This is a genomic window from Clostridium sp. UBA7791, assembly GCF_002480755.1.
Taxonomy (GTDB): domain Bacteria; phylum Bacillota; class Clostridia; order Clostridiales; family Clostridiaceae; genus Clostridium_J; species Clostridium_J sulfidigenes.
In genome coordinates this window covers 1535064-1557528 of the sequence record NZ_DLCT01000005.1, presented here as the reverse complement: position 1 = coordinate 1557528, position 22465 = coordinate 1535064, and the positions used below count along the sequence as shown (strand labels likewise).

The 22465-nt window shown below is 31.0% G+C and carries 21 protein-coding genes; 16 read left to right on the top strand and 5 right to left on the bottom strand.

Features of this window, described 5'->3' with window-relative positions; genetic code table 11:
- The first annotated feature begins 131 nt into the window (after positions 1–131).
- Positions 132–1019 carry a hypothetical protein gene (locus B3Z56_RS12985; protein ID WP_346876853.1) on the top strand — a complete coding sequence of 296 codons (888 nt, stop codon included), beginning with the start codon at positions 132–134 and terminating at the stop codon, positions 1017–1019.
- Between the two features lie 128 nt (positions 1020–1147).
- Here the strand turns inward: B3Z56_RS12985 and B3Z56_RS12980 are convergent, their stop codons facing one another.
- The 4 genes from B3Z56_RS12980 to B3Z56_RS12965 all read right to left on the bottom strand — a co-directional run bounded on the left by B3Z56_RS12980 (position 1148) and on the right by B3Z56_RS12965 (position 4728).
- Positions 1148–2140, bottom strand: a complete 993-nt coding sequence (locus B3Z56_RS12980) for a choloylglycine hydrolase family protein (protein WP_346876852.1) — start codon at positions 2138–2140, stop codon at positions 1148–1150.
- Between the two features lie 180 nt (positions 2141–2320).
- Positions 2321–2761: a GyrI-like domain-containing protein gene (locus B3Z56_RS12975; protein WP_346876851.1), complete on the bottom strand. Its 441-nt coding sequence runs from the start codon at positions 2759–2761 to the stop codon at positions 2321–2323.
- Positions 2762–2827: 66 nt separating this feature from the next.
- Positions 2828–3724: a YafY family protein gene (locus B3Z56_RS12970; RefSeq protein WP_346846726.1), complete on the bottom strand. Its 897-nt coding sequence runs from the start codon at positions 3722–3724 to the stop codon at positions 2828–2830.
- A 92-nt stretch (positions 3725–3816) separates the two neighbouring features.
- The gene (locus tag B3Z56_RS12965) at positions 3817–4728 is read right to left on the bottom strand and encodes an AraC family transcriptional regulator (RefSeq protein WP_346878945.1); all 912 of its coding nucleotides are present in this window, start codon (positions 4726–4728) and stop codon (positions 3817–3819) included.
- 249 nt (positions 4729–4977) lie between these two features.
- Here B3Z56_RS12965 and B3Z56_RS12960 point away from each other — a divergent pair, with 249 nt between their 5' ends.
- The 10 genes from B3Z56_RS12960 to B3Z56_RS12915 all read left to right on the top strand — a co-directional run bounded on the left by B3Z56_RS12960 (position 4978) and on the right by B3Z56_RS12915 (position 17016).
- Positions 4978–6264 (top strand): Gfo/Idh/MocA family oxidoreductase, encoded by a 1287-nt coding sequence (locus tag B3Z56_RS12960; RefSeq protein ID WP_346876848.1) that lies wholly within the window; start codon positions 4978–4980, stop codon positions 6262–6264.
- Between the two features lie 74 nt (positions 6265–6338).
- Complete coding sequence (locus tag B3Z56_RS12955) at positions 6339–7184, top strand: sugar phosphate nucleotidyltransferase (RefSeq protein WP_346876847.1); 846 nt, start codon at positions 6339–6341, stop codon at positions 7182–7184.
- Complete coding sequence (locus B3Z56_RS12950; protein ID WP_346876846.1) at positions 7174–8247, top strand: aminoglycoside phosphotransferase family protein; 1074 nt, start codon at positions 7174–7176, stop codon at positions 8245–8247. Before B3Z56_RS12955 ends, B3Z56_RS12950 begins: the two co-directional genes overlap by 11 nt.
- A 183-nt stretch (positions 8248–8430) precedes the next feature.
- Positions 8431–9435, top strand: coding sequence for a GNAT family N-acetyltransferase (locus B3Z56_RS12945; RefSeq protein WP_346878944.1), 1005 nt, complete (start codon positions 8431–8433; stop codon positions 9433–9435).
- A gap of 258 nt (positions 9436–9693) precedes the next feature.
- On the top strand, positions 9694–10641 hold the full coding sequence (locus tag B3Z56_RS12940) for a nucleotidyltransferase domain-containing protein (RefSeq protein WP_346846734.1): 948 nt from the start codon (positions 9694–9696) through the stop codon (positions 10639–10641).
- Between the two features lie 35 nt (positions 10642–10676).
- The gene (uvrA, locus tag B3Z56_RS12935) at positions 10677–13526 is read left to right on the top strand and encodes an excinuclease ABC subunit UvrA (RefSeq protein ID WP_346876843.1); all 2850 of its coding nucleotides are present in this window, start codon (positions 10677–10679) and stop codon (positions 13524–13526) included.
- Positions 13527–13595: 69 nt separating this feature from the next.
- Positions 13596–14603: a D-cysteine desulfhydrase family protein gene (locus B3Z56_RS12930; RefSeq protein ID WP_346878943.1), complete on the top strand. Its 1008-nt coding sequence runs from the start codon at positions 13596–13598 to the stop codon at positions 14601–14603.
- A gap of 135 nt (positions 14604–14738) precedes the next feature.
- Positions 14739–15503, top strand: a complete 765-nt coding sequence (locus B3Z56_RS12925; protein ID WP_346876842.1) for a MerR family transcriptional regulator — start codon at positions 14739–14741, stop codon at positions 15501–15503.
- Between the two features lie 51 nt (positions 15504–15554).
- On the top strand, positions 15555–16286 hold the full coding sequence (locus tag B3Z56_RS12920; protein ID WP_346846738.1) for an ABC transporter ATP-binding protein: 732 nt from the start codon (positions 15555–15557) through the stop codon (positions 16284–16286).
- Positions 16273–17016 carry an ABC transporter permease gene (locus tag B3Z56_RS12915; RefSeq protein ID WP_346878974.1) on the top strand — a complete coding sequence of 248 codons (744 nt, stop codon included), beginning with the start codon at positions 16273–16275 and terminating at the stop codon, positions 17014–17016. The genes B3Z56_RS12920 and B3Z56_RS12915 overlap by 14 nt, the downstream gene beginning before the upstream one ends.
- 161 nt (positions 17017–17177) lie before the next feature.
- On the opposite strand, the gene B3Z56_RS12910 is transcribed toward B3Z56_RS12915, so the two are convergent.
- Positions 17178–18587, bottom strand: coding sequence for a YncE family protein (locus tag B3Z56_RS12910; protein ID WP_346878942.1), 1410 nt, complete (start codon positions 18585–18587; stop codon positions 17178–17180).
- 255 nt (positions 18588–18842) lie between these two features.
- On the opposite strand from B3Z56_RS12910, the gene B3Z56_RS12905 reads away from it, so the two are divergent.
- The 5 genes from B3Z56_RS12905 to B3Z56_RS12885 all read left to right on the top strand — a co-directional run bounded on the left by B3Z56_RS12905 (position 18843) and on the right by B3Z56_RS12885 (position 22464).
- Entirely contained in the window at positions 18843–19190 is a 348-nt protein-coding gene (locus B3Z56_RS12905) for a TIGR04076 family protein (protein ID WP_346878941.1), read from the top strand.
- 209 nt (positions 19191–19399) lie between these two features.
- On the top strand, positions 19400–19870 hold the full coding sequence (locus B3Z56_RS12900; RefSeq protein ID WP_346878973.1) for a DUF6323 family protein: 471 nt from the start codon (positions 19400–19402) through the stop codon (positions 19868–19870).
- 8 nt (positions 19871–19878) lie between these two features.
- Entirely contained in the window at positions 19879–21126 is a 1248-nt protein-coding gene (locus B3Z56_RS12895; RefSeq protein WP_346878940.1) for a DUF6179 domain-containing protein, read from the top strand.
- Between the two features lie 89 nt (positions 21127–21215).
- Entirely contained in the window at positions 21216–21839 is a 624-nt protein-coding gene (locus B3Z56_RS12890; RefSeq protein WP_346878939.1) for a class I SAM-dependent methyltransferase, read from the top strand.
- Positions 21840–22143: 304 nt separating this feature from the next.
- Complete coding sequence (locus B3Z56_RS12885; RefSeq protein WP_346878938.1) at positions 22144–22464, top strand: PadR family transcriptional regulator; 321 nt, start codon at positions 22144–22146, stop codon at positions 22462–22464.
- Position 22465: the final 1 nt, after the last annotated feature.

Here is a 22465-nt window from a genome sequence, read left to right as displayed (position 1 = left end):
AAATTTAAATAATAAGGATAAGGTAAAGCAATATCAAGACAAAAGGTACATTGTTATAAATAGAATAATAAAATTGAAAAAGATGAAGGAGTAATATTATAAATATCAATTATAATAAAGGAGGAGCTTAAATGAAAATTGTTAAATTAATAAAATATATAGCTATAGTTATTATTTGTTCTATACTTGATATGACACTTCATGGAATAACTTCGGAGATTAGTCCTTTTCCTAAAATTGCAAACTTCAGTTTTCTTGTTAAAACTATTGGAGCTGTTGGAGCAGCTACGGTATGGATTCTGGTTGCTTTTTCCAGTGTAGCCTATGTGTTTTATAGATATGAAGATAAAATTCTAGGAATAAAGATTGGAAAAGGACTGCGATATGGTAGTGCAATAGGTTTATTGTGGTTATGGGGTATGATGGAAGGTGTTTCTTTATCGGGTAATACTTTAACACATGAAATTGTAATGGGAATTTGTGATGCTGGACCGATAGTATTGATGGGATTATTATTAGGTAAATTTACAAGTGACTCCAGTCATATTAAACAAAAGAAGAGACCTTTTAATAGTAGTAACATATTTTTATCTATTTTCATTTTTTCTATAATCTTTTTATTTGGACGTTACTTTTTCTATTTTACAAAAATTATAGATTCAGGTTATGAGAAAAGACCTTATTTTACTTTTATTTGGACTTTATTAATGGGTACATGTATAGGTATCGTATATCTATTATTAGGTAATACTACTAAATCACAATCAAAGGCTTTAAGTGCAATAAAATTTGGAATTACAATATTTGGAATTAATTGGTTTGCCTTTCTTATTTTTATCCCAATTATATTTTCGGGGACGTTTATTGATACACTTCTAAGACTTGGTATTGATATATTGTTAGTTAGTTTAAGCTGTTATTTATCTGAAACTTTAATAAAAACTAACTGTTATAAAAGGAAAGTTCATAGTAGTTTACACAATTTGGAATTGTATGGTGGTGCAGATGAAAGGGAATAGTAAGAGCGCTATTAATTAGAAAAGGAAAGAGGTCTAAACTTACTCCCTTAATGGGATAGGTTTAGACCTTTCAAGTTTAGGAAGAACCTAATCTAACAAAGGTATTAGGTAGGGCAAAAAAGTAAATTCTAGAGCTTTTCAAAGGTAACAGGACGTTTTAAATTACCAAGGTAGATAGGATGTGTACAATTCTTATAATCACTAATTAGTCTTGTAGTCGCTATTTGACTGTTATCATAGGTTTTAAAGTAATACTCACAGGTGTTTGTGTTTATAAATGCAGTATATTTAGTGTAATCAAAAGTACCTTTATCTGTAAGAACAATTCCCATTGGAATTGAAACACTCTCCACAATGTGGAAACAAGTCATTATTGCATCGACTCTATCTTTAGGTACTTGACTATGGGTTTTTAGAAAGGCTGTTCTAACAAATCGTTCTGGAGAGGTGTATCCACCAGGTAATAACATTGTTCCACCAGCCTGACCAAAGGGTGTTAACTCAACATTTTCCCAACAGGTTTTCTTTTCTTGGATTGTAGATAATTCCATATAATTTCTTAGATTAGTCATATGCCACATAAAATCTGGACTATTAGTCATAACTCCTATAGGATTATCAAATATCTCAAGCCCATTTCTTGTTTGCTCAATAACTACACATTTACCACTTTTATCAGTTGCAATCCAATGAAGAGGAGCAGCCGTTTTAGTAACAGGATCGGGAAGACCTATGACACATATATTTTTCAGTATCATATCTAGTTCATCTACTGAAGCACAGAGTCCTAAAATATAATGTAGAAAATCCAATGATGCAATAGGCTCTTTATTCTTATCCTCTACTGGTATATCATAATCGGCATAACCCGCAAAGTATAGAGCTGCGGCAGCAAAGCCTCTTTCATTTACCCCATCAAAAAAGCCTAGCACATTATCAGCTTCTTGCCCGATACCTATAAAGTTATAGCAATCATTATGCTTTTTCATGGTAATAGGATTATACCATGGGTTATTTCTAGGTATAATAAAAAATCCAGGTTCTATATCGTAAGAAAAATCCATAGTCCTACAAAACAAATTTTCCATCTGTAAAGATTTTAAAGTAAACGCTGTACACATATCTACACCTTCTTTTTTATATATCTATACTATAGTATTTACAACTTTATAATTTTTATAATATTATAATATATGTTTAGAATATGTTAAAGTTACGATACTTAGTTTATTTAGATCACTGGAATGTTGCAACTCAGTAGAATTAACTTAATTAGCTAAATATGATGAATCTTATCACTGTTATTTTAATGCTATATAAATATCAATATCTGCATTTTCAAAGTCACTATTTAGGTATTCCTCAAAGTCACCTGTAAAGCTTCTGTCTAAGTCCATTTTCCAAATTTCGTCCCAAGCTTTTGCTACTGCTGTTTCCATGTGTCCATGTACAGAGAATTTTGCATATTTCCCCGCAGGAATGATTTTTGTTGTAAACTCACTGTTTTCTGATTTTGATACTTCGTTGCCTGCGGTAACAAGATAACTGTTTTCTGTATAATCGGAATAAAGTCCAATTGCATATTCATTTACCTTATTCTTGATGTTTGCATTGATGCCACTTTGATATAAATCAACCCAAAGCTTGCCGATTTTCTCACCCATTTTAGGGTCTTCGTTGCTCGTTGTCACACTTACACCAACAATAATTTTTTCTTCAAGATTTACAATTTCATAGTTCATTTTAACTACCTCCATATATTTGATATATTTATAATAAATCAAATAATATGTCAACAGTATGTCATATTATAAATAATTGTTCATCATTTTTTGTATTTCTTCTTTTATGGAGTTTCTTATGTCCAATGGTTCTAATACCTCGCAATGGCTACCAAAAGAAGCTATATAAGGAAATAGCCATTCACCCATAGGATAAATTGTTTCAGTTATAAAACTGCCGTCAACTTCTTTAGTATAATTATCAAACTCGTCATATACTCGAAAAGCCATTTGGGGAGACAGTTTTAATTTCAAAGTGATATATTGCTCATTAAACATGTTGTCCTTCTTAAATATAGGTTCCATAACTTTTCGATGAAAATGTTTATCTGTAACCACAATATCCTTTATACGACTTAGTTTGAAAAATCGAAAATCCTGCCTTAAAGTACAATAGGCATATAAATAACGTGCCATACCTTTAAAACAAAGCTTTAAAGGTTCTACATCTCGTGTAGTTCTTTCGCCTTTTCCGCTTGAATAAGTAAAACTCATTATTTTCTTAGATAGGATTGCTGATTTAATATCATTAAAGGATTTAGATTCGTTCTCTGAATTGTACCAGGATGAAAAATCCACTTCAATCCAATCGGAGTTATTCTCTCCAAATAGGCTGCCTAATTTTTGTAATGCAGAATCTGTTTCATTAAAATTGATTGCACCAACTGCTTGTAGTGAGGATAAAATATCAGACTTTTCTTCTTCGGTTAATACAGCTTTGTTCAGCACAAATTCATCTAAAATAGATATTCCGCCACCTTTGCCTTTGGTCATATAAACAGGAATACCTGCTGATGATAATGTTTCAATATCACGATAAATGGTTCTACTAGAAACTTCAAACTTCTCTGCAAGTTCTCTTGCTGTAACGTTTTTTTTATCAAGAAGTATGTATATTATTTCAAACATTCGGTTGATTTGCATATCTTCACCTCTATCATATTATAACACATGAATATGACATCACTATGTCATATTTATATACTGTCAAATAAGGAATGGCAGCCACATTATGGCTACCACTTATAAGTTTGAGAAATCCCCTTTACAGATGAGATGTATTCCGTTGGTGACATTCCAGTTAACTTTTTAAATTGTTTGGAAAAATGCTGCAAAGAATTATAAGAAAGAAAATATGCGATTTCAGTGATATTCATATTCCCATCACGAATAATTTCCTTTGCGCGCTCAATCTTCATATATATGAAATAATCAATTACTCCACAGTTTTTATTTTTGTGGAAGAGTGAATGTAAGGTAGAACGGCTGATAGAAAATTCATTGCAAATATCTGAAATTTTAATTTGCTCACAAATGTGTAGCTGCAAATAATGCAAAATTTGTTCAAATGCATAGGATTTATTAGAGCTATCCCAAGACTGTTTTGTAACAGAAGATAGGTTTTTAACTTTTTCATCATCACAATGATGCCTCTTTATATGAATTAGAAATTGTTCCAGATATAACAAAATCAATTGTTGTGAGCCAAAAGGTGCACTAGTAGAGAGTTTTACTTGTTCAATGGAAGGGATATGGAGTGGAGTTGAAAATGCAGCGCGCGCTTCTGAAATAATTTTTGCAATTAAAGTTTTTTCTATAGAAGACAGAGTGGTAACTTTACCAGTAAAAAAATCCATTGATGGGGAATTGCACAAAAATGAAATTGCCACTAAATTAGGCGATTTCCTTCCTATTGCCTTCACAGCGTGAAATTCATTTGGTCTATGAAAAATCATATCTCCAGCATAGAGCTGATAATGCTCAGAGGCTGCTTGTACCATAACTGTTCCTTTGTCTACATATAGGAATTCCCAAAAATCATGAGACTCACCATGGAAAACAAAATCTTTCAAGTATTCAAAATAGTGAATGGTGATGATTTCAGTGATTTTAAATTCTTTTTTTAATCTAGTACTGATATAAGCCATACAACCAACTCCTTGCTTATGAATTATTATCAATTTATTTTAGCAAATATAACAAAAGAATACAATTTAACAAATAGATATTTTGGATGATATAACAATTATACTGGATGATTGTATAAGCTAAATTTTAAAAAAAACTATACAATATATGTAACAGTATGGAAGTTATAGAAAAGGTCTTCTCTATGCACATAGAAATACCTTTTAAAATATGAATGGAGAAAATAGAAATAAATAGGAGGAAATAAAATGAGTAAAAAATTAAAGGTAGCATTAGCTGGACTTGGTAGTAGAGGAAAAGACACCTATGCATTAACTGCTAAATTATTCCCAGAGAAAATTGAAATTGTAGCAATTGCAGACATTGATCCTGCAAAGGTAGAAGATGTGGCAAGGGAGTATAACATTCCGAAAAGGGCATGCTTTTACAGTGCAGAAGAACTAATTGCTCAGGATAAGCTAGCAGATGTTATGTTTATTACTACTCAGGACAAGGAACATGTAAGACAAGCAATCCCGGCCCTTAGAAAAGGCTATCATCTGTTATTGGAAAAGCCAATTTCACCAGACCTTGATGAGTGTAGGGAAATTGTAAAAGTAGCAAATGAATGTGAAAGAAAAGTGGTTGTATGTCATGTGTTGCGTTATACACCATTCTATACAAAATTAAAAGAAGTAATTGACAGCGGTATAATTGGAGAAGTAGTTTCTGTTATGGCAATTGAAAATGTGGGATATTGGCATCAAGCACACAGTTTTGTACGTGGAAACTGGAGAAACTCAAATACTACTAGTCCTATGATATTACAGAAATGTTGTCATGATATGGACTTGTTATTATGGCTCACAGGTAAAACTTGTAAGTCTGTATCTTCCTTTGGAAGCACCTATTTATTCAAAAAAGAAAATGCACCGGAAGGAGCAACGAAGCGTTGTATGGATGGATGCAAAGCAAAAGCAAATTGTCCCTTTGATGCAGAAAAGATTTATATAACAAATGAAAAAACTGGTGTGGCAAAGGGGAATACAAAGTGGCCTGTTGATGTATTGACCCTTCATCCTACTGTAGAAAGTATTACAGAAGCAATTCAAAGTGGACCTTATGGAAGATGTGTATATTACTGTGATAATAACGTAGTAGATCATCAGGTTGTAAACCTAAATATGACAGATGGTGCCACCATTTCATTGACAATGAGTGCATTCACTGCTACAGGTTCACGTTATCAGAAGATTATGGGGACAAAAGGAGAAATTGTTGCAGATTTGTCTGAAAAAACTATTAAAGTAACACCTTTTGGAAAAGAAACTGAAGTAATGGATATATCTAAGCTATCAACGGATTTTTCTGGTCATGCAGGGGGAGACAATCGTATGGTGGAGGAATTCATTGATATGATTGCAGAGGATGGAGAACCGACTAATGCCATTACATCAGTAGATAAATCCGTAGAAAGTCATTATTGCGCAATGGCAGCGGAACAATCTAGGCTGGCAGATGGCGTTGTGGTTGATTTGGATACTCTAAGAAAATAAAATGGCATGTAGTAATTAAGTAATGAATTTAACATAGATTAATATAAAGAAAGTATTGAAATATAGGTGGTAATATGAATGAAACAACATTAGTAGTAATGGCAGCTGGTATGGGAAGTCGTTTTGGGAGTTTTAAACAGCTAGAGCCTGTGGGTCCAAATGGGGAAATAATACTTGATTTTTCAATATATGATGCAGTAAAAGCAGGCTTTTCAAAGGTAGTTTTTATTATAAAAAAAGAAATGGAAAAGGATTTTAGACATGTTATCGGCAAGAGAATTGAAAAGATAATAGATGTAGATTATGCTTTTCAAACACTAGACAAAATTCCTAAGGGGTGTTCTATCCCTAATAATAGATATAAGCCATGGGGAACAGGGCATGCTGTGATTTGTGCTAAAAGTGAAGTTACCACTCCCTTTATGGTAATAAACGCAGATGATTACTATGGTAGCCATTCCTACAAAATAGTTGGGGATTATTTATCTCAAAATAAAGGTATGTGCATGGCTGGGTTTAGACTAAAAAATACACTAACTGAAAATGGCATGGTAAGCAGAGGATTATGCGAAATAGAAAAAGGGTATTTAAAAAGTGTGGTGGAGCATACATCTATTGATAAAAATAGTGGAATACCTCTTGATACTATAGTATCTATGAACATGTGGGGGTTTGACATTGATATATTTAATGTCCTTGAACAGGACTTCACTCTGTTTTTAAATGATTTAAAAAATCCATTAAAGGATGAATTTTATCTTCCGTCAGTAGTTGATAATATGATTAAAACACAAAGTGCAAAGGTGAAAGTACTTGAGACATTAGATAAGTGGTATGGAGTTACATACAAAGAAGACTTGTCTATAGTTAAAAATGCTATAAACCGAATGATTAGAGAGGGATTATACCATGGAATATAAATTGCATCAGGTTTTAAAACAGTTTAATATTAACACTGAAATGAGCTCTTATGGTAACGGATATATAAATGACACATATATTGCAAAACCATATATATTGCAAAGAATCAATAGTAATGTGTTTAAAAATCCTGAGGGTTTAATGGAGAATATTGCAGCTATAACAGAGCATCTGAGAAAGAAAATCCTTCTTAGTGGAGGAAATCCTGACAGGGAAACACTAACAATAATAAAAACTAAGAATGGTGAAAAGTACTATAAAACCAATGAAAATGATTATTTCAGGGTATATAAATTTATAGGTAATGCAGTGACCTACGATCAGGTTGAAGATCCTATGCAATTTTATTATGGCGCCAAGGCCTTTGGTAAGTTTCAAAATATGTTGTCTGATTTTCCAGCAGGTAAATTATATGACACAATACCTAATTTTCATAATACAGCCACAAGGTTTGAGGATCTGTTAAAAGCAATTGAAGATAATAAATGTGGCAGATTAGAAGAAGTGGGAAAAGAAATTGAATTTGTAAAAAAACGCAGAAGAGATGTGAGCATTATATTAGATGCAATGAAAGATGGAAGCATTCCTCTAAGGGTAACACATAATGACACTAAGCTGAATAATGTTATGATAGATATAGATACAGGTGAAGGGGTATGTGTAATTGATTTAGATACAGTAATGCCAGGGTCACTTCTCTATGACTACGGCGATGCACTGAGATATGGAGCTTCTAGCGGAAGGGAAGATGAAACAGATTTATCAAAAATATGGTTTGATATGAATCTGTTTAAGTATTTTACAAAGGGATATTTTCATGAAGTATTACCTATACTTGTGCCAAAAGAGATTGAACTTATGGCGTTTTCTGTGAAACTTATGACCTTTGAATGTGGTATAAGATTTTTAACGGATTATTTAAATGGAGATACCTATTTTAAAATTCACAAGGAGAAACACAATCTTCATAGAGCAAGAACACAGTTTAAGCTGGTTAGTGATATTGAAGGGAAAATGGATATTATGAATAAGATAATAGGGGAACTTATAGAGGGTAATTAGAATGATAGCCACTTTAGGATAGGTTGCTTATTAATAGGCGCTGAGAATCTATGTAATGAATAATACAGAATTGTTTTTTACATATTTAATGATAATTTACTATGTTAGAATATGTAATATAAATTTATTGAGAAAAGGATAGCCCTTAGTGGCCATATCATTATTATACTAGGAGGTACAGAAATGAAGAGATGTGAATTTAGAAAAATTACTATTGATGATATACCTGCAATGTCTGATTTGTTAATATTTAGGCAAAACCTTGAGAGTAAGTCATTTCCGTCCTTGAAGAATAGTTGTCTTAATACAAAATATATCACGGGTTTACTTGAGAATTTATTTGTTAATAGAAAAGCAATTGGAATAGGAGCCTTTGCTAGTGATGAACTAGTAGGTTATATATTTGGTGAGATGAAAATTGATGATAGAGGCAGACATATATGGGTGCCCTATGAGGGAATAGCAATTAGAATGGATCAATCCTCAGAGCTTATAAGGGAGCTTTATACAAAGGTTTCTGTTTTATGGCTTGAACATGGCTACTTTAGCCACCATACATTTGTACCTCTAGGAAATCAGGTGTACTATGAAGCCTTCCAAAGATTAAGTTTTTTTATTGATCATGTATATGGAATAATGAATATGGAGGATTACAAGGCTTTTAAAAATTCATCTGATGCAGAGATTAGATTTGCTAACAAAAATGATAGTGAAATAATGGGTAATATGTCCAGTATAATCTTATCATGCCTCAATTCAGCACCTACTTTTTTACCTATAAAACCTGAACTTGTAATGAATATAAATGCTGGGTATAAAAGTTTAGTAGAGGATAATGATTCAACGATTCTTATTGCAGAAAAGGATATGAAGGAATTAGGATTTCAAGTATATGAGCCTATTACTCCAGATTTGATGGCACCTGATAATGGGGTAGAGCTGCATATTGCTGGCACTCACCATTCCCAAAGGGGAAGAGGTGTTGGTAAAAAGTTAATGAATGAAGGCTATAGGATTATGAAGAAAAAGGGATATAGTAGCATAATAACAGATTGGAAAATAACAAACCTTGGTGGTTCAGATTTTTGGCCTAAGTGTGGATTTAAGCCAATAGCTTACAGAATGATTAGAAATATTGACAATAATATAGCATGGGCAAACTTTAATAACCCAAGTATTATTCTATAGTAGCTTAGAGTATTAGAAAAGTTAAGCAGTATATTTAATTAAGGCAATATCTTCTATAAAATTAGCAAATTTAAAACACATAGAAGCAGTAGAATTTCAGGATTCTACTGTTTTTTGTAGTTATTATTGAATGTGTAAACAATATTATGAGTAAAATGTAAAATATTTAATATTATTGTTCAGTTTGGAAATAAAGTATATAATTTAAAGTATGAGTTTAGAGGTTAATATTCTAAGAGAGGAAGAGATTTAGCAATTATGAATACAAATATGTCATATATTAAAAAAAGATATAACAGTGCCTTAGAGAAATTTATTGAAAAGGTAAGAAGGGACAGTAACATTATTGCTGCATTTTCCTATGGAAGTATTACAAGTGATAATTTATGGGGAAAGTCTGATATAGATATATGGTTAATATTAAAGGAAAACAGCAAGAAGGTATATAAGCAGTATTCACTTGTAGAGGATGATATAGACTTCCAAGTGGAACTATATAGCAGAAATTATTTTATTGAATTGGTAGATAGTCCCCAAAATCAAAACTTTTTTAGAACAGTTTTAAATGAAAGTAATTTATTATTTTCAACTGATGAAACAATAGAAAAGCTTTTTAATGGAGATAAATTCTTAGGTGATAGAGACAAAGAGGAGAATTTATTAAAGTCGGCCATCTATGGAATTATATGTGTAAAAAAAGCAGAAAAGCTATTACTGGTTGAAGAAGAGCTTGTTGATGGATTCAGTTTAATTCAAAAACTAGTATGCCATATAGCATGTATAGAAATAGCATTAAATAATGAGTTTAGGGGCAGAGAAGTAATAAGTCAAGGATTAAATCTCAATCCTGATTTTTTTAATTGCACCTATATGACTTTGATTAAAAATGAAGTAACTATTTTAAGTTTAGTTAAAATATTAGAATTGTGTAAAGAGTATATAGAAGAGAGAAAAGATGTTCTTTTTCATCCTATTGTCAGATGGATGAAAGAAGAAGGTGAAATAAGAGGCGTATCAATGATTAATGAATACTTGAAAAAGAAATATAATATTAGTAATGATGGCAATGAACTTACAGATACTTATAATTGGCTTGCAGAAAGAGATGTACTAATTAAGGTTAGTGAATCAATAAAACTTATGGATAAAAGCAAGGTTACCTTTGAAGAAGCGGCATATTATTATAATTTTGACAGTGATATATAACTTAGAAGCTATTTAGAAAGTAAAGGAGAATACAATTGGTTAGAAAAAGTATAAGTGTAAAAGGAGCAAGAGAGAACAACCTAAAAAATATTGATTTAGAGATACCTAGAGATGCTCTCACTGTAATTACTGGGGTAAGCGGTTCAGGAAAATCGTCTATTGCTTATAACGTATTATATGCAGAAGGACAAAGAAGATTTTTACAGTCTCTATCATCATCTTCTAGATCTAATATAATGAATATGGAAAAACCTGATGTAGATATGGTCACAGGGTTATCCCCAGTAATATCAATTCCACAGAAGAGAGGTATTAACAATCCCCGTTCATCAGTTGCAACTATGGCTGACTTGTCAAACCATATTAGACTATTATATACAGTTTTAGGAACTCCACATTGTCCTATATGCCATAAGGAAATTCAGTGTTTGTCAACCAGTCAAATAGCTGAACATATATTGAGTCTCCCAGAAGGTACTAGAATTGAAGTACAAGCCCCTGTTAATAAAATATTTGATAAAAGCTATGATTATTTATTAACTGAACTTAGAAGTAGAGGCTATAGAAGATTTGTGATCAACAATAAAGTATTTGATATTAAAAATAATATAAACTTAGATGAGACTGGAACTTATAAAATTGAAGTAATAGTAGATGAGGTTTCAGTATATAAAAAGAATTATGAACAAATAGTTAGCGCAATAGAAAGAGGATTGGAAGTAGGGCAGAATTTTATAAGATTACAGATCCTAAACAAGGAGCTTTCAGAAGAGGAAGTAAGAAAGTTTACTAAGGGGTTTATTAACTGTGAACATAATATTATTACAGGGAAATTCCTCCCTAAATATTTTTCACCAAATGATGTCAGTGGAGCATGTCCTACATGTCAGGGACTTGGAACCTATAAAATGACAGAACCATATCTTTTGATTAAGGATGAAAAGAAGAGCATGAGAATGGACCCTCTTTATGTATCTCAATTCAGTTTGAGTGATAAAAATGGTGCAGCAAGATTGCATAGCCTTGCAGCACATTATAATTTTAGTATTGATACTCCTTTTAATGAGCTCCCAGAGAAAATAAAAGATATTTTTTTCTATGGAACTAAAGGTGAACGTTATGAGCTGCTGAAGCCAACAGGAGAGCGAGAAACAGAAGGAAGACGAAGGTACGTAAGTTATGAAGGGCTAGTGAACTATATAACACGTCTTTATAAAGATAATTTAGATAAAGGAACAAAGAACAGAGATAACGAAAAACTCTTTGTAAGTCACATTTGTCCAGAATGTAAGGGTAAAAAGCTAAAAAAAGAAAGATTATTAGTAAAGATAAACGGAATAGACATAAATGAGTTTGGGAAAATGCAGATACAGAAATTAAAGAAATTTATATCATCCCTAGAAGTAGTTGAGTCTAAAAGGGAAGTTGCACAGCAGATTATTAATGAAATGATAATAAAACTAGAGCTTCTGGAAGAAATAGGACTTGAATATTTGAGCTTGGGGAGAAGTTCGGATACTCTCTCTGGAGGAGAAACTCAAAGAATACGTTTATCTTCACAAATCGGATCAAATCTAATGGGGATGATGTATATATTAGATGAACCAAGTATAGGACTTCATGAGAAGGATACATTTAAAATAATTAATACATTAAAAAAGCTAAGAGATATGGGTAATACTGTAGTTGTAGTTGAACACGATATGGAGACTATTGGGAACGCAGATTATATAGTAGAATTAGGACCAGGTGCAGGAGCAAATGGCGGCGAGATAATTGCAAGTGGAAATATTAAAGAGATTATTAATACAGAAAGATCTATAACAGGACAATATTTGGCTGGAAAGAAGAAAATTGTTATTCCTAAAGGAAGACGCTTAGGCATAGGAAAACATATAAGAATACATGGTGCAAGAGAAAATAATCTTAAGAATCTTAACCTAAGCATACCATTAGGAACCTTTATTTGCATTACAGGTGTATCAGGGTCTGGAAAAAGCAGTTTGGTAAATGAGATATTATACAAGAGCATATACTCAAAGTTGCATGATTCTAGAATTAAGCCAGGACTCAATGATGGAGTTGAGGGTATTGAGAATATTAGTGATGTTAGATATATTGATCAATCACCAATTGGAAGAAGTTCACGTTCAAATCCAGCAACCTATATTAATATTTATGATAAAATAAGAGATATATTTGCAGGAACAGAAGAAGCAAAAGCTAGAGGGTATGACATTTCAAGTTTCAGTTTCAATAATAAGGGCGGTAGATGTGAGACTTGTATGGGAGAAGGAAATATTGTAACTGAGTTGCAATTTATGCAAGATATCATAACCATATGCCCAGTATGCAAGGGTAAAAGGTATAGAAGCGAGATATTAGAGATCAAATATAAAGAAAAAAACATAGCTGATATTCTTGAACTAACAATTGAAGAAGGAGTGGAATTTTTCAAGGATGTAAACCTAATACACTCTAAATTGAATGTATTAAACAAGCTAGGATTAGGATACCTAAAATTAGGACAATCCTCATCTACATTGTCTGGGGGAGAAGCTCAAAGGTTGAAGCTAGGAAGAGAACTGGGGAAAATTAAAAAAGAGAAGGATAATCTATATATCTTAGATGAGCCAACTACTGGTCTCCATATTAAAGATATTGAGAAATTGTTGCTATCTCTTAATGAACTTGTTGATTTAGGAAATACTGTGCTGGTAATTGAACATAATTTGGATTTGATAAAAACCGCAGACTATATAATAGATATGGGCCCTGATGCAGGAGAAAATGGTGGTCACATTGTAGCAGAGGGAAGTCCTGAAGATATTATAATGTGTGATAAATCCTATACAGGAAAATATCTGAGAAAATATATGGAATGAAATATTATACCCTGGGTTTATGTATAATTACGTTCCAATCTTATAATTACTAAAGGAGATGAACAAAATATGAATAATATTTTAAACAAAATTCAAATTCCAGAAAGAATAGAACTTTCAAATATGCCAACTAAAATTGAAAAACTTGAGAGGTTTTCTAAAATGTTAGGTGGACCCAATATTTATATAAAGAGAGATGATCAAACTGGACTTGAAGTATCAGGAAACAAAATTAGAAAATTAGAATTTACAGTAAAAGATGCTATTAATAAAGGGGCTAATGTGCTTATAACTTGCGGTGGAATCCAATCAAACCATTGTAGAGCAACGGCAGCAGTAGCAGCGAGGCTTGGGATAAAATCAGTACTTGTTTTAAGAGGAAGCAGCAGTATTGAATCTGATGGAAATTTATTTATAGATAAGCTTTTAGGTTCAGATATTCGTTTTATTACCGCAGAAGAATATAAAAATTCAAGATTAGAAATTATGGAACAGATTAAGATAGAATATGATAAAAAAGGTTATATGTCCTATATTATTCCAGAAGGTGCTTCAAATGTAATAGGCACATTTGGATATTATAATGCAATGAAAGAAATTATTGAGCAGGAACAGCAGTTAGGTGTTCATTTTGACAAAGTTATACTCGCCGTGGGATCTGGAGGTACTTACGCAGGAACTTTTTTAGCAAATAAAATATCAGAAAACAAGTGTGATATTTTAGGTGTTAATGTTTGTGATGACAGTGAATATTTTAAAAATCGAATCTACGAAATAGTACAAGATACCATGAAGTATATTAATGTAGATTTGGAATTGTCTAAAGATGAAATAAGAATTATAGATGGATATGTAGGAAATGGATATGCTTTAAGTAGAGAAGAAGAAATAAATTTCATTAAGGAATTTGCAAAATTAGAAGGAATAATTTTAGATCCTGTTTATACAGGTAAAGCTATGTATGGATTAAGTGAAGAAATAAAAAAAGGAAACTTTAAAAACAATGAAAATATTTTATTTATCCATACTGGTGGGGCTTTTGGAATATTTCCTCAAAAGGAGCTATTTAAATACTAACATATTGAATTTATCCTGTAATATTAGAAGATGAAAATGAGATAGCAAAAACTAAATAAGAATTAAATAGAACTCTACACTATATCACCAGACTTTCCATAAGTGTTATTATAATAACATGGAGGTGCACATAGTATGGATAAGGTATATAAAACATCAGAAGTAGCTAAAAGAGTTGGTGTACATTCCAACACTGTACGTTTGTACGAAAAGCTTGAATTAATACCAAAGGTGAATAGATTACAAAATGGTTATAGAGTATTTACTGACTATCACATAGAGCAATTTAATCTTGCTAGAACTGCCTTTAAAGTAGAGGTTCTACAAAATGGGCTAAGAAAAAAGATAATCAATGTTGTTAAGTTATCTGCCAAGGGGGAGTTCCAAGAAGCAATTAACTGTACAAATGATTATATAAGTCAGATAAAGCAAGAACAAAAAAATGCAGAGGAAGCTATAGACCTTTCAAAGAAGCTTTTATTAGATAGGGATGCTCAAGATAATTATATATTTTTTACGAGAAAGCAAACATCAGACTATCTTAAGGTCACAATGGACACATTAAGAAATTGGGAGATGAATGGTTTACTTACTGTTAAGAGAAGGCATAATGGATATCGAGTTTATACTGAAAGTGATATTAATAGACTTAAAATAATACGTACTTTACGTTGTGCTAATTATTCTCTTTCAGCAATTTTAAGAATGATTAATTCAATGTCAGAAAGTATAGAAATTGATATTAGAGAGGTAATTGATAAACCAAAAGAAGATGAGGACATTGTTACAGCATGTGATAAGCTTCTTACTTCCTTAAGTGATGCAGAAAAAAATGCAAAAATTATATTAAGGCAATTACAATTTATGAAAAACAAATTTAATACAAACTCTACACTTTAACACCAGACTTTGTGCTGGTGTTATTCTTTTATCAAAAGGAGGGAATAACACATGGAAGTAATAAAAGTTCATAATCTCTATAAATCCTATGGGGATGCTCAAGTGGTGAAGAGTGTTAGTTTAACAGTAAAGAAAGGTGAGGTATTTGGATTGATAGGTGCCAATGGGGCAGGGAAAAGTACTACCATAGAGTGTATTTTAGGTACAAAGAATTTTGATCATGGTCAGGTATCTATCCTAGGCATGAATCCTCAAAAAGAAAGAAAACAGCTATTTCAAAGGGTTGGGGTTCAGTTTCAAGAATCTAATTATCAAGATAAAATAACAGTGAAAGAGTTGTGTGAAATAACTGAGGTTCTTTATAAAAATCCATTAGATTGCAATAAATTATTAGAAGAATTTGACCTTCAAGATAAGGGGAAAAATTTAGTAAGTGAATTATCAGGAGGTGAAAGACAACGATTATTTATTATCCTAGCCTTAATTCCTAACCCAGAGGTAGTATTCCTTGACGAGCTTACAACAGGATTAGATGTAAAGGCTAGAAGAGATGTGTGGAAGTGCTTATTAAAATTAAAGAAGCAAGGACTCACAATCTTTTTAACATCTCATTTCATGGATGAGGTTGAGGTTCTGTGCGATAAAATATGTATTTTGAAAAATGGAGCAATAGATTTTTATGGAACAGTTGAAGAAGCAGTGGAACTGAGTCCATATGAAAAATTTGAGGATGCCTATTTATGGTTTGTAGATGAGGAGGATTTGGATGATGAGAGCATTTAAAGCAATGTTAAAAACTGAATTAAAATTATCACTAAGAGGCATGGATATGTTCATCTTTGCAATCTGTATGCCAGTGGTTATAACTATTATTTTAGGTATTATTTATGGAAATAAACCCGCGTTTCCTGAAGCAGACTTTACATTCATGGAACAATCCTTTGCAGCTGTATCAACTATTGCAATATGTGCAGGTGGTTTCATGGGATTACCATTAGTATTATCTGAGTATCGTCATAGAAAGATATTAAAAAGATTTAGAGTAACGCCAGTTAGCCCAGCTATGATTTTAGTAGTTCAAGGAATGATTTATACTTTATATGCCATTGTTTCATTAATACTTATTTATTTAACAGCAAAAATATTTTTCAAGTTTCAATTTAGAGGCTCATGGATAAACTTTTTAGGAGCTTATACATTAGTAATGGCATCAATGTTCAGCATTGGATTTATGGTGGGTGGAATAGCGAAAAATAATAAAATGGCAAGTGTTATTGCAAGTATTTTATACTTTCCTATGCTTATATTTTCAGGAGCAACATTACCCTATGAGGTTATGCCAACATCCCTTCAAAAAGTGGCAGATATCTTACCATTAACTCAGGGAATAAAGCTTTTAAAAAGCGCATCACTTAACTTAAGCATAGATAATGTAATGATACCAATTTTAGTTATAAGTATACTTTCTGTGATATGCATTTGGGTATCTATTAAGTTTTTTAGGTGGGAATAGTTTGAAACTGATAAAGAAATAGTGATAGTCTAAGCAATTAAAACAAATAAGTGATGGAATTGTAGCTAGTAAAAATATGATAAGTTTTACTAGCTACTTTGCATAAAAATATAGATGGTTGAATTTTATATATTTTTAGTTATGCAGTTATTAGAATAACATTAATTTGGTTCACAAGATCTTAAAACTGGTACTTCAATTTGAACAAGCTTTTGAGATTTAACAGTAGCAGTTACCTTTATAGTACAGCATAAATTTTTATTATGGAACCCAATTGAGTAGTTACTTGGTTGCATGCATGAACAAGTTACATTATTAATAGAGCAATATACATCAGCACCTTCAGGTTTTATAAGATTAACATTTTTATAAAAGCATACTACTTTTTTAAATAAATAACAATCTGGATAGTTACTTGTAAAATTAATAATTACTTTTATTTGCAACTTTACATTTACTAAATTAGTTTGTTTGTTTATTGTAGTTATATTTAATATATTACATCTAGTTTCTCCAACATCACATTGGATGTGTTCAGTATTATATAATGGTGGAAGTTTAAAGGTCTCTTTAAGTTCTTCTTCAAACTTATTTGAATCAAATATTCTTGTTGTTTCAATGCACATTCTATTTAAAGGTGTTGGGCATGGAAAATCAACATTTGCTATTGCTATACCAAGTGGTAAAGGAATATTAGGGATGGTATTTACCACTGTATTTGTATTTATATCAATTATAGAAATATCATTAGTACAGGAGTTTGTAACATAGGCAAAGCTACCATCTGGTGTAATTGCTATATCAAAAGGGCAATTTCCAACAGGAATAGTATTTACTACTGTATTTGTATTTGTATTAATTACAGAGACATTATTAGTAAAGACATTTGTGACATAAGCATAATTTCCATCCGGTGTTATTGCTATATAACTAGGACCAGTACCAACAGTTATGGTATCTACCAATGTATTATTGGTTAGATTTATTACAGATACAGTGTTTGAGAAGGCACTTTGTCCTTGATTTGCAACATAGGCAAGGGTACCATTTGGAGTTATTGCTATGCCTTGTGGAAAATCTCCTACAGTTATGGTGTTTACTATGGTATTTGTAGTTGTATCTATAACTGATACATTATCTGATTTTGAGTTTGTAACATAAGCAAAGTTGCCATTTGGTGATATTGCCACAGCAATGGGATTTCTACCAACAGTTATAGTATTCACAATTGTATTAGTATTGGTATCTATGATTGATACTGTTCCTGAGGGAGAGGTTGCAAGGCCAGAGTTTACTACATAGACATATTTACCATTTGGGGTTACCGCAATGCCTGTTGGGGAAGTGCCAACTGTTATTGTATCTACTAACGTATTGGTGCAAGTATTTATAACTGCTACCAGGTTTGAAAGGTTTGTAACATAGGCAAAGCTACCATCTGGTGTTAGTGCAATAAATTTTGTTATATCACTTGGAGATAAAATTGGAATGGTATTTATTACCGTATTTGTACTTGTATCTATAACTGAAATTTTATTATTGTCATTTGCAACATAAGCAAAAATAGACATGTTTATCTACTCCTATATTTTTTTATTATTATAATATGAGGGAGTTTAGCAATAAGTTAATCTGTAGGTGGAGAAGTTTAAACTTTTTACTTGTGGTGCGGTGAAGGGTATCTGTGTATAACCAAACTTAAAAGGAATTTGTAAAGTATTTAAATTAAGCCAATGATATTAAAAGTGTCATTGGCTTGTGTTATAATTACGTTATTAAGCTATTGGAAAATTATATATAGATAAACAATAATTTGGAGGTTAATTATGAAAAAATGGTATAATGAGGAGTACGAATTTGAAATTGAGGTAACTGGTTTTCTTCGAAGTGACCATACAGAGCGGTATTGCAGAAACGGCGAAGAAGTGGGTGATAAGTATACCTGCACCTATGGCTGTCCCATAAATTCGGATGGACAGGGTATCTGTTCCAAGGTTATGATGATTATGTTTCCAATCATGGAGTCGGTGAGAAGTGGTGGAGATTTAGAGAACATTGGTGGCAATAGCAAATATAGCAAGGATATTGTATGTCCAGATGGCTGTGTCATATTCAGACTTATGGCAAAGAAACTTGACAATGAGAATTTTTATAAAGGAAAGTTTTTTGATTAGTTTTGATTTTATTGTGCTCAGTTTGAAGAGAAGCCGAAATATATATATCATTAACATAAGAAAAATCTATTATAATATAAGAAATACTTCCCAGATTGATTTTCAAACTGGGAAGTATTTTCTAAGTTTATATTACCACAAAATTACTAAAATTTCAAGTCTTGTATTGGGTTAGACTTAGGAGTACTGTGTATCTAGAGGTGATTATGGTGGATAAAAATATGACTTTAGCATTTCAAGATTTTCAGAAAAAACAAGCTGCAATTGAGTTAAAAGCGTGTAATGAAATAACAATAAAATATGGGTTAGCTTTATGTGATGTAGAAATTAATGAGCTGGTGGAGAATCGTTTTAAGTCATTAAAAGATACAGGAAGAATTGAGTTTTCTGAAGGGATTTTAAAAAAGATAGTGGAAGTTTTTTGTGATTCCCCTTATATAATGCAACAGAATTATAAAGAGACATTAATGGAGGTTCAAGAGTCTTTCTACTTTTTTAAAAATGAAGCCATGGATCAGATAGCTGATGATGAACTTATTGAGTTTATGAAAAAACATTTTGATGGAAAATGTCAAGGTTCTTTAGAATATTTAAGAGGAACTACTTTGGAAGAGCTTTGTAGAAATACAAGATACGGATATGAAGTGGATGATACAGATATGTACGGACATGAATTTTAGGAGGTATTATGGAAGAAAGCAACAAGAGTTTAATGGCGTTTTCAGATAATATTCAAATAGATAAAAATATAAGTGAAGAAGATAAAATGCTTATTGAGTTTAAAATATGGAATTTTATTGGTAAGCACACTGAACGATATACAATGGGTGATAGCACATCAGTTCCAATAGAAATAGCGGAAGAGTTACTTAATTCAATTTGTTTTTCATTAGGATTAGAATTAAGAGAGTTAATGAACGCAAAGGAAGTATTGATGGAAGAAGATATAAGTGACTTGTTAAAGACTTCTTGGAGTAAAATAGCCTCTTTGATGGAGAGAGGAAAGAACTTATTAGAAGAAGTTAGAAAAAGTTCATCTAATATAGAAAACATATCATATAAGGATACAATAAATGAAATAGATAGATTTTTTAATAAATATGACTATAGATATTTTGCTCATAAGATAGACTGTAGCATAGATTATCAACTTTCTAATCCCATATCAGAAAAGCTACAGGGAATTGAATATATAAATGAATACTTAAAAGCACTACTTATTGAAAATGAGTTTTGCATATGTTTTGATAAGGATAATATTATTTATGTTCTAAATAGCTATTGCTCTGATTATAAAGAGCTATTAATTAATATTTTTGAACCAATACTAACAAATGCCATAGGGCTTGATATTTTAGGCAGAGATATATTAACATTAGAGATTTCGGCATTGCAAAGAGAAACATTATTAGGGATTTTTATAAACTTGTCCAAAACTGAAATTTTAGTAAAATTAGAGAGCTCAGCAAAGAGAATCTGTGATATTTTAGGGATAGTTGATAATGAAAAGATAGAATATATCCAAAAAACAGCTGTAAATATTTATCCTAGAATTAAAGTAGGATTATCCATAGGAAATATTGATAATATATTTTTATCCTTTAAGTATGAAGAGGATTTAAAAGAAAGTGAATTTATAGATAATGATACTATGGATAATGAAAGGTTACGCAATTTAATCAATGAAATAAATGATTGTAGATTTATTTCAGATAAGATTGCAATGGTAAAAGAAGAGGTTAATAGCTTAAGTGACCTAGTGGAAGTGTTAAACCTGTGTTTTTGGGAAGATGAAGCTTTAGAATTATTTAAAACACTTTCAAAGGAAGAGATTTATGTTATTAAACACTATTTAGATAATAAATATGAAGCATATAGTTCAGAATCACAATGGGAAATTAAATTTATGCATTATATAAGAGATCTAAGTGAATAGTAATAAAAACTTTAACATTACTTATCCATTTGTTTTAGGGGTTATTATTGTTACAGATTCAAAAAATATATTTTAAGGAGAGCGAAAATATGACGGAGTTTTGGGAAAAAAGTTTTATAGAAAAACAAACAATGTGGGGATTTAAACCATCAGAATCAGCCATTATTGCCAAGGATTGCTTTATTGAAAATAATATAAAAGATATATTAATACCTGGTATTGGTTATGGAAGAAATGCAAAGGTATTTATTGATAATAATATAAATGTTACGGGAATCGAAATTTCAAAAACAGCTATTGATTTAGCAAGGAAACATGGGATTGATATTAATATTTATCATGGTTCAGTAGGAGATATGCCTTTTGAAAATAAACTCTATGAAGGGATATTTAGCTATGCACTTATTCATTTATTAAATGAAAGTGAGAGGGAAAAATTTATTAGTGATTGTTATAATCAATTAAAACAAGACGGATATATGATTTTTACAGCTGTTTCAAAGAAAGCTCCTATGTTTGGAAAAGGAAAAAAACTTAATGAAAGTTATTATGAAACAAAAGACGGAGTAAAAATCTTTTTTTATGATTCAGAATCAATAAAAAAAGATTTTCAAAAATATGGACTTGTAGAATTTTCTGAAATTGATGAAATAGATAGTGATAATAAAGATAAACCTCCAATGAAGTTTTTATTGATAAAATGTAAAAAATAAGTATAATCATTACATTTAGTAGTTATAATAAACTTTAATATGTGAGATAGTTGAGATAAGATTAAAATAGCCACCTGTAAGTAGATTAAATAGCTACTTTACAGGTGGTTATATTTTTTATTAATTAATATTTAGTTTATGGAAGAAGACTTTTTTGCCAGTGTATTTATATATTTTAATAAAAATATATAAATATCAAAAGCAATAAAGAAAAACTTGACAAGTATATCATTTATGGATATATTATATTTAATGATATATCATTTAATGATATATCATTAAATATAATATGAAGGAGAATTTTATGCCAAGAAAAGATTCTATTGATATAGGGGAATTAACAGATTCTGCTTTTTATATTTTATCTAGTGTTGTTGATGAAAAGCATGGATACCTAATTATGAAAACTATTGAGAAGTTTACTAATAATGAAGTTACTATTGGTCCTGCATCTCTTTATACAACATTGAAAAAGCTTTTAGCGGCAGATTTAGTGGAGTTAAATTGTGACACAGATGAAAACAAAAAAATATATAAAATAACCAATAAAGGACGAGATATGCTTATAAAAGAGATTGAACGTAAAAAGCAGATGATTAAATTCGCTGAAAATTTTTTGGGTTAGA